11 protein-coding genes are annotated in these 14,727 nt (G+C 68.8%); 5 read left to right on the top strand and 6 right to left on the bottom strand.

Annotated elements, in window-relative coordinates:
• Positions 1 to 64 precede the first annotated feature (64 nt).
• The 3 genes from ACZ6TV_RS28780 to ACZ6TV_RS28790 all read right to left on the bottom strand — a co-directional run bounded on the left by ACZ6TV_RS28780 (position 65) and on the right by ACZ6TV_RS28790 (position 3,310).
• Complete coding sequence (locus ACZ6TV_RS28780) at positions 65 to 1,075, bottom strand: AAA family ATPase (RefSeq protein ID WP_465300413.1); 1,011 nt, start codon at positions 1,073 to 1,075, stop codon at positions 65 to 67.
• Between the two features lie 216 nt (positions 1,076 to 1,291).
• On the bottom strand, positions 1,292 to 2,314 hold the full coding sequence (locus ACZ6TV_RS28785; RefSeq protein WP_465300414.1) for a DUF4365 domain-containing protein: 1,023 nt from the start codon (positions 2,312 to 2,314) through the stop codon (positions 1,292 to 1,294).
• A 645-nt stretch (positions 2,315 to 2,959) separates the two neighbouring features.
• Positions 2,960 to 3,310 (bottom strand): hypothetical protein, encoded by a 351-nt coding sequence (locus ACZ6TV_RS28790; protein ID WP_465300415.1) that lies wholly within the window; start codon positions 3,308 to 3,310, stop codon positions 2,960 to 2,962.
• Between the two features lie 48 nt (positions 3,311 to 3,358).
• Between ACZ6TV_RS28790 and ACZ6TV_RS28795 the strand changes: the two genes are divergently transcribed.
• Entirely contained in the window at positions 3,359 to 3,523 is a 165-nt protein-coding gene (locus tag ACZ6TV_RS28795) for a hypothetical protein (RefSeq protein ID WP_465300416.1), read from the top strand.
• 88 nt (positions 3,524 to 3,611) lie between these two features.
• On the opposite strand, the gene metH is transcribed toward ACZ6TV_RS28795, so the two are convergent.
• The gene (gene metH / locus ACZ6TV_RS28800; RefSeq protein WP_465300417.1) at positions 3,612 to 7,250 is read right to left on the bottom strand and encodes a methionine synthase; all 3,639 of its coding nucleotides are present in this window, start codon (positions 7,248 to 7,250) and stop codon (positions 3,612 to 3,614) included.
• Positions 7,251 to 7,420: 170 nt separating this feature from the next.
• On the opposite strand from metH, the gene ACZ6TV_RS28805 reads away from it, so the two are divergent.
• Positions 7,421 to 8,860, top strand: a complete 1,440-nt coding sequence (locus ACZ6TV_RS28805) for a glycine hydroxymethyltransferase (protein WP_465300418.1) — start codon at positions 7,421 to 7,423, stop codon at positions 8,858 to 8,860.
• Positions 8,861 to 9,322: 462 nt separating this feature from the next.
• Here ACZ6TV_RS28805 and ACZ6TV_RS28810 read toward each other — a convergent pair whose 3' ends face one another.
• Positions 9,323 to 10,534, bottom strand: coding sequence for an FAD-dependent monooxygenase (locus ACZ6TV_RS28810; RefSeq protein WP_465300420.1), 1,212 nt, complete (start codon positions 10,532 to 10,534; stop codon positions 9,323 to 9,325).
• 177 nt (positions 10,535 to 10,711) lie between these two features.
• Here ACZ6TV_RS28810 and ACZ6TV_RS28815 point away from each other — a divergent pair, with 177 nt between their 5' ends.
• Together ACZ6TV_RS28815 and ACZ6TV_RS28820 are read left to right on the top strand one after the other, a co-directional pair.
• Positions 10,712 to 11,881, top strand: coding sequence for a DUF2786 domain-containing protein (locus ACZ6TV_RS28815; RefSeq protein WP_465300421.1), 1,170 nt, complete (start codon positions 10,712 to 10,714; stop codon positions 11,879 to 11,881).
• A gap of 84 nt (positions 11,882 to 11,965) precedes the next feature.
• A complete protein-coding gene (locus ACZ6TV_RS28820; protein ID WP_465300422.1) occupies positions 11,966 to 12,508 on the top strand; it encodes a hypothetical protein in 543 nt (180 codons plus the stop codon).
• Here the strand turns inward: ACZ6TV_RS28820 and ACZ6TV_RS28825 are convergent.
• Positions 12,505 to 13,140, bottom strand: a complete 636-nt coding sequence (locus ACZ6TV_RS28825) for a DUF998 domain-containing protein (protein ID WP_465300423.1) — start codon at positions 13,138 to 13,140, stop codon at positions 12,505 to 12,507. The genes ACZ6TV_RS28820 and ACZ6TV_RS28825 overlap by 4 nt on opposite strands.
• Before the next feature lie 125 nt (positions 13,141 to 13,265).
• On the opposite strand from ACZ6TV_RS28825, the gene ACZ6TV_RS28830 reads away from it, so the two are divergent.
• Complete coding sequence (locus ACZ6TV_RS28830; protein ID WP_465300424.1) at positions 13,266 to 14,369, top strand: glycosyltransferase; 1,104 nt, start codon at positions 13,266 to 13,268, stop codon at positions 14,367 to 14,369.
• The last annotated feature ends 358 nt before the right edge of the window (positions 14,370 to 14,727 follow it).

Genomic DNA, 14,727 nt, shown 5'->3' on the forward strand with positions numbered 1-14,727 from the left:
CGGCCGTCAGTATGCCCGCCGACGCGCCGACCAGCCCGAGCGCCACCAGCCCATCGTCAGGCATCTACATAACGAACCTGGGCTGCCGTACTAGATTTGCCTCACTGAGGTAGCCCTCAATTGCCATTGATCTGCCGTCGGAAAGTTCTGCCGTGAACTTGACAGAGGAATCCACACCCATCAAGCTTAGGCTAATCTTCCTCAGGAATGAGGCACTGGGCGAAACGCTCATAAAGCCGTCATTGATAGATGACTCAAGGCGCCGAAGTAGGTCAAGAATGTGGCCAATTTTCTGCGTTTTTTGTATAATTCTCAGCTGATCATTGAGTTGGGCCGACATCCTGCAGTTTGAATTGTATTCAGTGCGTAGATCGTTAAGTTCCCGCTCTTCTGCACTGAGCCTGCGCCTACCGGAGAGGCGTTTTTGAATCCGCTGACTTAGTCCTCGCTGGGCGAAGATCGAGTCAAGCGCGCCGGGGTTGAAATGCTTAATACTCGATGGCGCAACCTTCAGAGTTGCTGCCAACTTTACGATCACCTCACGCTGATCCTCGTTTACTGATTCAAGCTTGCCCCTAAGCGCGCCTGCTTCTTCGTCCACATCTGGTTGATCTCCCGCTATCTTTACAGCGATTCGCCGAAGAAACGAAGCGAAGACTAGCGGTCTAGATTCGAACGGAATTCTCATGAAGAATGCAATATCTTCACGTCGCAATACCAATGCTGCCGCGTCAAATTCTGCGATCGGAGAATCGGGAACGATCCTCAGGCCTTTTCGGCGACGGCTTTCAACAATCGACCGCCTGAAGATCCCTCCGTCTGACAGTTTAACTTCGACCCAGCAGTCTTCGGTTAGTGAATTCAGATTGCGGAGAGGATCTAGTCCGCGACCCGCAGACTTTCCTTGCAAAACAAATTCAATTGCATCTACGACGGTTGACTTGCCAGTGCCGTTGTCGCCCAAAAGAAGACAGCTTACCGGCTTCGATCCTTGTGACGTTAGATCAATCTCAACGCTATGTGGAACTGAGCGAAACCCATGGAGCGTGAGTCGTGTAACTTTAGCACCCGACATGCCTCTCCTTACCAGATTTGTCCCATACGCCTGTTGGCGTATGGGAGACGTTGACAGCGCCCTGGTTGAACCTCAGATTACGCAGCCGCATTCGTCTTGCTTTAGCCTAGGGCCTGTCCAGCGGACAGGATCGGAAGAGGTTAAAAGTGCTTGCTTTGTAATGCCATTAGACATCTTCCAATATGCCACAACCGTCTTGAAGGCGAGAGACGCACGCTAGAAGATTTTATAGTCAATATGCATAGATTCGGGGATATCCGCGTTCTCTGCTGAATGGATGATCGCCGCCAGGGTTGTAGGAAGCCGCCACTCCCTGCACATTTCCTCATACATTCGTCCGAGATTTTCAGCTCTATCAAGCGCTTGTCCGACCAGCATTAAATAGAGTTGCACTGGATCGGCTCCGGCGAGATCTGGGGGAAGTCTTGGAAGTTTTTCTCTGGATAGAAGGTCTTTTAAATTCAGGAGGTCAGCGCGCACATCTCTTAGAGGCGACCAGAACCCTCTATCCGTATTAGTCCAAATATCTAGCTCAAGACTGGTTTCAAAAAAGACTTCAAGCATCTCGCCGACCGGGGAGCCTCTGAAAGTCTGCCAGTCTCCAAGCATCTCCGGAGTAGCGATCGCCATCGAGCGATCGAACTCGTAACGCTTATAAGAGAACGATAGGAATGCAGAATATAGCTTCGATCGACGCGCCAGTAACTGTATATAGACGAACTCTAAGTGATTCGAGTCAAGCCTGTTGAAAGTCGGAATTTTAATGGTCGAAGAACCCTGTTCTCGCCAGTTTCGATTCTCGGGCGTCAACACCTTATCGATATAATCGTTCAAGCAAACGTAGTACGCCACTTTGATGGTCAAGTCCACCAATATCAGGAGTACCGGGACGGACGCTCCCATGGATTCGACCGTTCGAAGCTCAACAGTGTCCATCGAAAACTTTACAACTGAAAGCTCAACGGCACTCTCGCTGTCATCATACTTCAGCTTTGCTTTAGCTACGTTTCCTCGATTCCGCACCGTTTCTTTTTCGATTTTGAATGACTGCGAGCTCTTTACTTGGGCATAGAAATGCTCACCCATAGCGTCAGCGCTTCCGTCGCCGTCTGCTATTGGTTCAAATACTTCGATATGTAGGTCAAGACCATAGTCGGGCGCCAGCTCTCGCGTAACCCAATGAGCAGGGAGCAAACGTTCGACCAACTCGATACCCGATTCGCCGGTCACGTGCGTCATGGGTCGACGTTTGGTCCGCGCTCTGGCCATAGCGCAATTTTACGGCACCGCTCCGCACAGGGCGGTGGTGGCGAACGCGTCGAGTTTCCGGCATTCCGGTGCAATACCTCGGCCGGGCATTGATGGCCTGGGTACCACTGGCGTTGACCAGCGGACACACGGCTGGGCTCGGCGGCTCCGAACGGCTGTGCCAGCGATTCGGCAGCGCTGGCACGGCACCGGCGTGGCGTCAGCTAAGCCCGACGTACACGGCGGGGAGCGTCCCCCGAGGCCAAGCTCTGAGTGGCGAACTGAGTGACAACGGCGCGACGCGACCACAGACGCCTGCGGACGCCGAGGGACTGGATTGAAGGCCCCGCGCCTTCGAGAACCAAGGGCAGCTCGCAGGGATTGCGCGTTCACACCGAAGAGGTCACTGGTTCGATCCCAGTATCGCCCACGCGAAGGACGGCCCCTGCTCAACGGCGGGGGCCGTTTTCGTTCGGGTTCGCGTGGTGTCATTCGCGCAGGCTTCGCCTGCTCCCCGGCGGGGGTTCCCACCCGCACCCCCATGCTCGCTGCGCTCGCACTGCCTGCGCTGCGCGCGGCAGGATTCGCGCCTCCGCGCGGGCATCGTCGGGGGTTCAGGTTCTGGGTCAGGTGGGTTTACGTGAGGCCGGACAGCCACACGATCAGCATGACGCCCAGGGTGCCGAGCACGAACCAGACGAGCGCTGTCCAGATCGCCGAGCCGAGGCTTGGAGGTCGTTGCGCGTGTCTGGCCATCGCGTCATCATCCCCTGTCGGGCCGTCCGAGGACGCGTTGAACGCCTTCGCCGGCGCGGACGCCGAGGCGCTCACGCGGGACGGGCCGCGCCGCTGGGCGACGGCCGCCCGGCTGGCCGGTGGCGTCACGATCGGCCCGGCCCTGCCACCGGACGCCGGCGACCCACGTGCGGGCCGCGCGGAGGAGCGCATGACGTCGTACCGCGACCCGGAGACGGCGGCGGCGATCATCGCCGAGGCTCGCGCCGAGCTGGCGGCCGGCCCGCGTACGCGCTCGTCGTGGGCCGTGAGCTGCACTGGTTCGACGCCGACGACCACCGGGCGGAGGCGACGGAACTGCTCGTGGGCGCGTGCCGGGCGCTGGGCCGTGACGCACTGGCCGACATCGCCGAGGTGCACCACGCGAACCGCGATCTACGGTCGGTGGACGTCCTCGCGCACTGAGCGATCTCCGGGGCCGCCCCGGGCCGTGGCAGGGGAGACGCAGCGGCCGGCCCGGGTTGGCCGGGCCGGCCGCGAGTGGCTGGGTGGGTCAGGTGGGGTCGTAGGCGAGGTTCGGGCGGAGCCAGCGTTCGATCTCGGCCACGGGCAGGCCGCGGCGGGTCGCGTAGTCCTCGACCTGGTCGCGGTTGATGCGGCCGACCGTGAAGTAGCGGGAGTCGGGGTGGGCGAAGATCAGGCCGCTGACCGCCGCGGCCGGGGTCATCGCGAAGGACTCCGTCAGGGCGAGGCCGAGCTGGTCGGCTTCGAGGAGGTCGAACAGGGCCTGCTTCAGGGAGTGGTCGGGGCTGGCGGGGTAGCCGAGCGCGGGGCGGATGCCGCGGAAGCGTTCGGCGTGCAGGTCCTCCAGGGCGGGCTCGGCGCCGGGCTCGAACCAGGCTCGGCGGGCCTCCAGGTGGATGTACTCGGCGAAGGCCTCGGCGAGGCGGTCCGCGAGGGCTTTGACCATGATGGCGCGGTAGTCGTCGTTGTCGGCCTCGTACCGGGCGGCCAGCTCCTCGGCGCCGTGGATGGCGACGGCGAAGCCGCCCAGGTGGTCGGGGAACGCCGAGGAGGGGCCGGCGGGGGCGATGTAGTCGGCGAGGCAGCGGTTGGGGCGGCCGTCGGGCTTCTCCGTCTGCTGGCGCAGCATGGGGAAGGTGACGCCGCCGGACAGGACGATGTCGTCGCCGGAGGAGGCGGCGGGCCAGTAGCCGTAGGCGCCGCGGGCGGTCAGGGAGCCGTTGGCGATGATCTCGTCGAGCAGGGCGTTGCCCTCGGCGAAGAGGTCGGCGGCGACGGGCTGGTCGAGGATGGCGGGGAACTTGCCCTTCAGCTCCCAGGCGAGGAAGAAGAACTGCCAGTCGATCATCTCGCGGAGGGTCTTCAGGCCGGGTTCGACGACTCGTACGCCGGTGAAGTCCGGGGTGGGGAGGTCGGTGAACGACACGTCGGACGCGTTCGCGCGGGCCTGGTCCAGGGTGAGCAGCGCGGTGTGGCGGCGCTCGGCGTGCTGGCGGCGCAGGCGCTCCTGCTCCTCGCGGTTGTCGGCGGTGAGCTGCTCGACCCGGTCGGCGTCCAGCAGGCCGGCGACGACCCCGACGACGCGCGAGGCGTCCTGGACGTGGACGGTGTTGCCGTCGTACGCCGGAGCCACCCGCACCGCCGTGTGCTGCCGTGACGTCGTGGCGCCGCCGATGAGCAGGGGCAGCTTCAGGCCGCGGCGCTGCATCTCGGCCGCGACGGCCACCATCTCGTCCAGCGAGGGGGTGATGAGCCCGGACAGGCCGATCGCGTCGGCGCCCTCGGCGACGGCGGTGTCGAGGATCTTCGCCGCGGGGACCATGACGCCGAGGTCGATGACCTCGTAGTTGTTGCAGCCGAGGACGACGCCGACGATGTTCTTGCCGATGTCGTGGACGTCGCCCTTGACGGTGGCCATGACGACCTTGCCCTGGCCGCTGCGGCCGCTGGTGACCGTGCCGGCGGCGCGGGCGGCCTCCTTCTCGGCCTCCATGAACGGCTCCAGGTACGCCACCGAACGCTTCATGACGCGGGCGCTCTTCACGACCTGGGGCAGGAACATCTTGCCGCTGCCGAAGAGGTCGCCGACGACCTTCATGCCGTCCATCAGCGGGCCCTCGATCACTTCGAGGGGGCGCTTGGCGGCCTGGCGGGCCTCCTCGGTGTCCTCCTCGATGAAGTCGACGATGCCGTGCACGAGCGCGTGCGACAGCCGCTCGTTGACCGGCGACTCGCGCCACGACAGGTCGACGACCCGCTGCGTCCCGGAGCCGCTGACGGTGCCGGCGAACGTGACGAGCCGGTCGGTCGCGTCCTCGCGCCGGTCGAACAGCACGTCCTCGACGAGCTCGAGCAGGTCGGCGGGGATGTCGGCGTAGACGGCGAGCTGGCCGGCGTTGACGATGCCCATGTCGAGCCCGGCGCGGACCGCGTGCAGCAGGAACGCCGAGTGCATGGCCTCGCGGACGACGTCGTTGCCGCGGAAGGAGAACGACAGGTTGGAGATGCCGCCGCTGGTGCGCACGCCGGGGCAGCGCTGCTTGATCAGCGGCAGCGCGTCGATGAAGGCCTTGGCGTAGCCGTTGTGCTCGGCGATGCCGGTGGCGACGGCGAGCACGTTCGGGTCGAAGATGATGTCCTCGGGTGCGAATCCCGCCTGGTGTACGAGCAGGTCGTAGGCCCGCCCGCAGATCTCGACCTTGCGCTCGGTGGTGTCGGCCTGGCCGAGCTCGTCGAACGCCATGACGACGACGCCGGCGCCGTAGGAGCGGATGGTGCGCGCCTGCTCCAGGAACGGCGCCTCCCCCTCCTTGAGGCTGATCGAGTTGACGACGCCCTTGCCCTGCACGCACTTGAGGCCCGCTTCGAGGACGCTCCAGCGCGAGCTGTCGATCATGATCGGGATGCGGGCGACCTCGGGCTCGGTGGCGATGAGGTTGAGGAACGTGGTCATCGCCTGCTCGCTGTCGAGCAGGTCGGCGTCCATGTTGACGTCGAGGAGGTTGGCGCCGCCGCGGACCTGCTCGAGCGCGACGTCGACCGCGCCCTGGTGGTCGTCGGACTCGATGAGCCGGCGGAAGCGCTTCGAGCCGGTGACGTTGGTCCGCTCGCCGATCATGACGAAGCCGGTGTCGGGACCGATCTCGAACGGCTCCAGGCCGCTGAACCGGGTCGCCGGAGCGGGCGCCGGGACCTGCCTCGGCGCCATCCCCTGCACCGATTCGGCGATCTTGGCGATGTGCGCGGGTGACGTACCGCAGCAGCCGCCGACGACGTTGACGAGGTGGTCGGACACGAAACCGGCGAGGAGGCCACCGGTCTCGGCGGGCGTCTGGTCGTAGCCGCCGAACGCGTTGGGCAGACCGGCGTTGGGGTGCGCGGCGACATACGTGCCGGCGAGGCGGGCCAGGTCGGCGACGTGCGGGCGCATCTCGGCCGCGCCGAGCGAGCAGTTGACCCCGACGATGAGCGGCTCGGCGTGCTCGACGGACCGCCAGAACGCCTCGACCGTCTGCCCGGACAGCGTGCGGCCGCTCAGGTCGACGATCGTGACCGAGATCCACAGCGGCAGGTGCGGCGCGACGTCGCGGGCCGCGGCGACGGCGGCCTTCACGTTGAGCGTGTCGAAGATCGTCTCGATGAGCAGCAGGTCGACGCCGCCCTCGGCGAGCGCGCTGATCTGCTCGGCATACGTGGCGCGGACCGTGTCGAACGTCACGGCCCGGTAGGACGGGTCGTCGACCTTCGGCGACAGCGACAGCGTGACGTTGAGCGGGCCGACCGACCCGGCGACGAACCGCGGCCGGTCCGGCGTGGAGAACTCGTCCGCCGCCTGCCGCGCCAGCCGGGCACCCTGCACGTTCATGTCGCGGACCAGCGACTCCAGACCGTAGTCGGCCTGGGCGATGCTGGTGGCGGTGAACGTGTTGGTGGTGGTGATGTCGGCGCCCGCGGCCAGATACTGGCGGTGGACGTCGAGGATCACGTCGGGCCTGGTCAGGATCAGCAGGTCCGGGTCGCCGGTGACGTCCTTCGGGTGATCCGGCGCGATCAGGTCCGCGCGGTAGTCTTCGGGGGTGAGCCCGGCCGCCTGGAGCATGGTGCCCCACGCACCGTCGAGCACGACCACCCGCTCGTCGAGGAGCTTGCGCAGATCTGCGATCGGCATGGATCCACCTTCCGTGGGTCAGACGGAAGGCGCCCTTGCGGAGTGTGATGTCAGGTCGAGCGTGGCGGATCGTCGATGATCCGTTGCAGCGCCTCTCGTCCCGGTCGTCGATTCTAGCCTGTTACCGTGGTTGGCCGTCACGCAGTCGAGGCGAACCAGGGAGTTCCCTAATGAGCGCGCAGAGTTCGGAATCGGTCGCGGTCAACGCGGCACTCGACGTGGTAAGGGCCGTCGAGCCGCGGATCGCGGACGCCATCGGCGCTGAACTGACCGCCCAGCGCGAGTCGCTCAAGCTCATCGCCAGCGAGAACTACGCGTCCCCCGCGACGCTGCTCGCGATGGGCAACTGGCTGTCGGACAAGTACGCGGAGGGCACCGTCGGCCGCCGCTTCTACGCCGGCTGCCAGCAGGTCGACACCGTCGAGTCGATCGCCGCCGAGCACGCCCGGGAACTGTTCGGCGCGTCACACGCCTACGTCCAACCACATTCTGGGATCGATGCGAATCTTGTCGCGTTCTGGGCGGTTCTGGCGCAGCGGGTGGAGGCGCCGTTCCTGAAGGAGAAGTCGGTCCGCCAGGTCAACGACCTCACCGAGAGTGACTGGGCACAGCTCCGCCGCGACTTCGGCGACCAGCGGATGCTCGGCATGTCCCTGGACGCCGGCGGGCACCTCACCCACGGCTTCCGGCCCAACATCTCCGGCAAGATGTTCCACCAGCGCAGCTACGGCACCAACCCGGAGACGGGCCTGCTGGACTACGACGCGCTGCGCGAGACCGCCCGCGACTTCCGCCCGATGATCATCGTCGGTGGCTATTCGGCGTACCCCCGCAAGGTGAACTTCGCGAAGCTGCGCGAGATCGCCGACGAGGTCGGCGCCACCCTCATGGTCGACATGGCGCACTTCGCCGGGCTCGTCGCCGGCAAGGTCTTCACCGGCGACTTCGACCCGGTGCCGCACGCCCACATCGTGACCACCACGACCCACAAGACGCTGCGCGGCCCGCGCGGCGGCATGGTCCTCTGCCAGGCGGAGCTCGCCGACCAGGTCGACCGCGGCTGCCCGATGGTCCTCGGCGGTCCCCTGCCGCACGTCATGGCCGCGAAGGCCGTCGCGCTGGCCGAGGCCCGCACCCAGTCGTTCCGCGACTACGCCCAGCGGGTCGTCGACAACGCCGCCGCGCTCGCCGAGGGCCTGCAGCGCCGCGGCGTCCGCCTCGTCACCGGCGGCACCGAGAACCACCTGGTCCTCATCGACGCCTCCCAGCTCAGCGGCACCCCGACCGGGCTCACCGGCCGGCAGGCGGAGGCGGCGCTGCTGGACGCCGGCATCGTCACCAACCGCAACGCGATCCCGCAGGACCCGAACGGCGCCTGGTACACGTCCGGCGTGCGCGTCGGCACCCCGGCGCTGACCACCCGCGGCCTCGGCGTCGCCGAGATGGACACGATCGCCGAGCTCATCGCCACCGTGCTGACCAGCACGAAGCCCGCCGCCGACTCGAAGGCGAAGTACACCCTCGACGAGTCGGTCGCCGCCAAGGTGTCCGGTCAGGCGTCCGAGCTGCTGGCGGGCTTCCCGCTGTACCCCTCGATCACGCTGCACTGAGGTTTCCCGCCGCTCGTGGCGACCGCTGATCCTCCCCCGCCGGACATCGACCGGCGGGTGGGGGGTGGCCGCAACGGGCGCGTCCCAGCGCCGAGGGCCCCCCGGACCGTGATCGAGCGATCACGGTGGGGAGCATGCTCGGCGGCGCCGAAGAGGCACCCGGACGCCGCGCGCCGACCGGCCGCGGCGGACATGGCCGGGGAGCACACGCGGATGCGGCAGGACGTCGCTGAGCGGCGCCAGGCCACCCGAGACCGTCAAGGCCACGAGCGCGTGTCTCGACCAGGATTCAGCGACGAGCACTGCGGCGCAGGCGCGTTCCGGCGTCCGGTGCCGCGGGTCAGCTCATCGCGGGAAGCCCACACCCGCCGCCACCCGCCCAACGCCGCCCGCCCCGCTGCGGCCTGCCCGCCGCCCGGTGCTGGCCGGCAGCGGACGGCGGGTGCCGCCGGTGGACGGTCGTCAGCCGGCGACGGTCTCGGGCTCCGGCTCGGCGGTGGCGCGGCCACGGAGGTCGGCGTGGGCGTCATACTCGTGGATCCAGCTGACCATGTCGGGCAGGTTGGTGAGCCGCTCGTTGCGGGCCTGGGCCTCGGGGCCGTCGGGGACCTGGAAGCACTTCGCGTTGCCGCGGGAGCCGAGCTGCAGCTGGCGGGCGCGCGGCTTGCGGACCGTCTCGTAGGCGGCGAGGGCCTCGCTCACCGGAAGGTCCCGCCGGCCGAGGAAGTGGGCGAGGACCGCGGCGTCCTCGACGGCCTGGTTGCTGCCCTGGCCGGCGTGCGGCAGCATCGGGTGGGCGGCGTCGCCGAGGAGGGTGACCCGGCCGGTGCTCCACTGGCGCAGCGGCTCCCGGTCGAAGAGCGCCCAGCGGCCGGTGTCCTCCACTGCGGAGAGCATCGTGAGGACCGTGTCGTTGAAGCCGTCGAACGCGGCGACCGCCTGGCTCGCGTCGCCCTTCGCCGACCAGGACTCGTCGGTCCAGGCGGCGTCGCGGGTGTATGCCACGAAGTTGATGAGCTCGCCGCGGCGGACCGGGTAGACGACGAGGTGGCTGATCGGGCCGAGGAAGAACGTGAGGCCCATCGTGTCGCCGCCGGGGACCTTGTCGATCGGGACGAGACCGCGGAAGCAGCTCATGCCGGCGAAGACGGCCTCGTCGGGGCCGGCGACGTGCTGCCGGACGGTGGAGCGGACACCGTCGGCGCCGATGACCACGTCGGCCTGGACCCGGGTGCCGTCGGCGAACGCCAGGTCGACCTCGTCGGGCGTCTCGCCGATCGTGACGCAGCGCTTGCCGAGGTGGACCTGGCCGCCGCCGGCGCGGAACGCGTCGAGGAGCACCTGGTGCAGGTCGGCGCGGTGCAGGCCGAGGAACGGGGCACCGAAGCGGCCCGTATACCAGTCGCCCATCGGGTGCTCGTAGAACAGGTCACCGGTGCGCCAGTCGTGGAACTGGATGCGTTGCAGGTCACACCCGACCTCGCGCAGCGCCGGGCCGAGCCCGAGCCGGTCGATCAGGCGGGAGCCGTTGGCCCCGAGGGCCACGCCGGCGCCGATCGCGCTGAACGTCGCGGCCTGGTCATACACCTCGACCTCGTGGCCTTCGGCGCGCAGTGCGATCGCCGCGGTGAGACCACCGATCCCCGACCCGATGACTACGACACGTGACGTCATGGCACCCCCAGACTCGTACGCCGCACAGCGGCCACCGCCGCATTGCGACAACTGCCGCGAAGCGACGACCAGGACAGCGACGGGAGCCTATCACCGCAAAATCCACAGTGGATGATGTGATTCCGGCCCCTGTGGACAACGCCCGGGCTGTGGACGGCCGCCGGGTAGCCTTGCCCGGTGCGTACGGCGGAGGAACAGATCAGAGCGGTGCTCGACGGCAGCGTCGGATATGAACGCGGCCTCGACACCCTCACCGTCGCGCCCGCCGCCGACGTCGACGCCGCCCTGTTCACCGCCCTGCTGACGGCCTGCGCGCGGCTGTTCGACCGCGGCTGGCAACCCGGTGAACTGCACCGGGTCGTCGGGCGGCGCGGCACCGTGCCGCACACCCACGTCGTCACCGACGCGGTCGTGGCGCACCTGCGCGGCTTCCGGCCGGCGCTGGTCGACCCGCGCTGGCGGGCCCAGGCCGACGCGCTCGGCGCCACCGTGTGGTGGAAGACCGACGGCGCCTACCTCGACGGGCTCGCCGCACGATGGCGGGTCGACCGGGTCGAGGTCCTCGACACGATCCTGGTGCTGCTCGGCATCCTGCGCACCCTCCCACCGATCGAGACCCTGATCCCGCCGCCCGGGACCGCCCCCGCACCGGCCGCACCCACCGGCAGCGGCGTCGACGTGCGGCTGCTCGACCGGGTCCGGGCACTGCTGGCGAAGGCGGAGTCCACGACGTACCCGGCCGAGGCCGAGACCTACACGGCGAAGGCGCAGGAGCTCGTCGCCCGGCACAGCATCGACGAGGCCCTGCTCGTCGCCCGCGGGGCCACGAAGGCGGTCGTGCCGTTCGCCCGCCGGATCGGCGTCGACCATCCGTACGAGAGCGAGAAGGCCGCCCTCCTCGACGCCGTCGCCGGCGCGAACCGCTGCCACGCCGTGTGGTCACCCGAGCTGGGGTTCGCGACCGTGTTCGGCTTCGACACCGACATCGACGCGGTCGACCTGCTCCACACGTCGTTGCTGGTGCAGGCGAACCGGGCGATGTCAGCGGTCGAACCGCCCGGCGGGAAGGCGGGCCGCGCGCGGCTGAAGACGTTCCGGCAGTCGTTCCTCGTCGGGTTCGCCGTCCGGATCGGCGAACGCCTCGAACAGGCCCGCGAGGAGGTGCAGGTCGCCGTCGACGCCGGTGACCTGCTGCCGGTCCTCGCCGCCCGCGACGCGCAGGTCCGCGAGACGATGGACCGGATCTTCCCCCGTACCGTCAGAGGCCGCGGCACCCGCGTCGACAGCGACGAGGGCTGGGACTCCGGCCGCGCCGCCGCCGACCGCGCCGCGCTGCACCACGGCTGAGCGTCTTCTCAGGGTCGGGTCTCCGGGTGCGGCCGGGGTCACGCCCTGATGCCGCTGCGGATCGAATGTTGCGAGTCTGCTCACATGACCCCAACGCTGATCCGCCTCGGCGCCCCTGTCCTGCTGTTCGTCTACGGCACGCTCCGCCTGATCGACGGCCGCGACGGCCACCACGACAAGGACGGCGCCCTGTGGAACATCGGCCACGTCTGCTTCTTCGTCGCGTTCACGCTGCTCGCCGCGTTGATCGTGCACGTGTACCGGACGCTGCGCCCGACGGCCGTGACACCGGTGCGCCGGGGGCTGGTGACCGGTGCGACGGCCGCCGGGATCTTCGGCGCGGCCTGTTTCCTGTGGGTGATCGCCGGGGACCTGTCCGCGTCGTTCCCGCGGCTGCCGGACGCGCTGCAGATCGCCGGGCCCGCCCTGTTCCAGATCGGCCTGCTGGTCCTGCTGGTGCTGCTGGTACTGGCCCGGCTGATCCCCGTCTGGAGCCCGGTGCTGGTGGTGGCGGCCTTCGCGGCGATCGGCGTCGACCTCGACCTGATCCCGGTCGCCGCGGTCCTGCTGCTCGCCGGCCTGCTGCCGCTGGGCCGCGCGCCACGCACCCTCACCCCGGCAGGCTAGGCGGACAGCCGCCGCGCCGTGGCGGCCGCGATCCAGTTCCACGCGACGGCGACGCCGAGGAACAGGGTCAGCGCGCCGCCGCGGCCACCGGTCATCGCCCACGCCAGGCCGAGCGTGAACAGTACCCCGGCGACCCTCCCGGAGACGGCCCACGCCCGCTGCCCGCCGGCGCGGAACCGGGCCGCGAGCACGAAGCACAACGCGATCATCGAGAAGAACGACAGGCTGCCACCGACGTTGTGCAGGATCATGTGACCGCTCATCGTGGTCAGCCGCCCGTCCGGGGTGCCGAGGGGGAACCCTTCGCTCGCGTCCATCCGGAAGACGGCCGCGACGACCAGTCCCACGCCGATCATCGCGAACAGCCTCGCCGTCCACGCGCTGCGCAGGACCCGCCCCGCCCCGGCGGCCGCGACGATGCTGAGCAGGCCGGTGACCACGAAGCTCGTCGTCTGCACCCAGCCGAGGTCGCCGAGCGCGAGCATGCTCACGGGGTGGCGGAGGATGTCGTACCCGTCGCGGGTCGCCGCCTGCACCACCGCCGCGACGGTGAACACGGGTGCCGCGGCGACCCCGGCGGCGGTCAGGAGCTTCGCGTGGTCGCGGGTGGCGGTGATGGCGATGTCGGTCATGTCCCGGTCCTTCGTCCGTCGGTCCTGTCGCGCCGGATGTCCTGCGCTCACTGACGCGTCGAACGGCCGACCCGGATTTCGACACGGCCCCTGAACCGGCGCGTCGCGGGGTGCGTGGACGAGGTATGCGGATCCTTTTCAGCGCGTGCCCGATGTACGGCCACGTCAACCCGATCCTGCCGCTCGTCCTCGCCGCCCGCGACGCCGGACACGACGTCGTCGTGGCGACCGGCGCCGACATGGCCGCCCGCCTCACCGGCCGCGGGATCCCCACCTGGGCCGCCGGCCCGACCCACCGCGAGGCCGGCGGCGGCCCGGACACGAACTGGCTCGAGTACTTCGCCGCCTCCGCCCGGGCCCGCGCCGCCGACCTGGTGCCGCGCGCGCTGGACTGGAAACCCGACCTCGTCGTCTCCGAGGACACCGAACTCGCCGGCCCGGTCGCCGCCGCCGTCACCGGCGCCCGCCAGGTCGTCCACGGCATCGGCATCATGCCGCCGATGCGGGTGTGGGCCGCGTTCGGCCCGGTCCTCGACGCCCTGCTCGCCCGCTTCGGTGCCGGCGCCGACCACCGCGCCGCCACCTACCTGGAACTCTGCCCTTCCGGCCTGGGCGACCCGGGCGGCGCTCCCGCGGCTGAACGGATCTGGCGGCACACGCTGCCGCTGCGCCCCGTGTCCGGCATCCCGTCACCCGGCGAACGGCTGCCGGCCGCGGTGGAGGCGCTGCCGTTCGACCGGACCGTCCACGTCACCCTCGGCACCGTCTTCCACGGCAACCGCAACGTGCTGCACACCGCGATCGCCGCCCTGTCGACGCTGCCCGTCAACGTGATCGCGACCGTCGGCCCGGACGTCGACCCCGCCGGTTTCGGCCGCCAGCCGCGGCACGTGCTGCTGGCCCCGTACGTGCCGCACACCCTGCTCCTGCCCCGCTGCGCCGCCGTCGTCTCCCAGTGCGGCGCCGGGATCATGTTCGGCGCGCTCGCCCACGCCCTGCCGCACCTGGTCCTCCCGCAGGGCGGCGACCAGTTCATGAACGCCGAAGCCGTCGAACTCGCCGGCGCCGGCCTGGCCCTGCACCCCGCCGAGGTCACCGGCACCGCAATCACCGGCCACGTCACCCGCCTGCTCGACGACCCTTCGTTCACGACGGCGGCGACCTCGCTCCGCACCGCACTCGCTGCCATGCCCGACGCCGCAACGGTCCTCCGTACCCTCACCGCCTGATCTCTTGTTTCGCAGGTGAGCCGATCGGGTCGCGGGTCGTGTCCGGCCCACGTCCTTCTCAACGCCGGCGCCGCGTGGAGTGGACCTGCCACCCGGGAACGGTCGACATGCTCATCAACCGAACAGGAGTCCGCGGGCAACACCGCGAACGCGACGCCGCTTCCCGCACCGCACGGCATGGATCGGCCCGCGTGATCTCAGCACCGGCGCCGTGGCATCGCCCCACCGCCCCGGACAGGCGAGGCAACCGCGTTCGCCATGCCCAGCAACATGTGGACAGCGGCTGCGGACGGCGACGACCACGCAACGACGACGAACGCTTCCCACCCGCGCGGACCGCGTCGCAGGCCACCTCCAT

This window comes from Dactylosporangium sp. NPDC051087 (assembly GCF_055586325.1).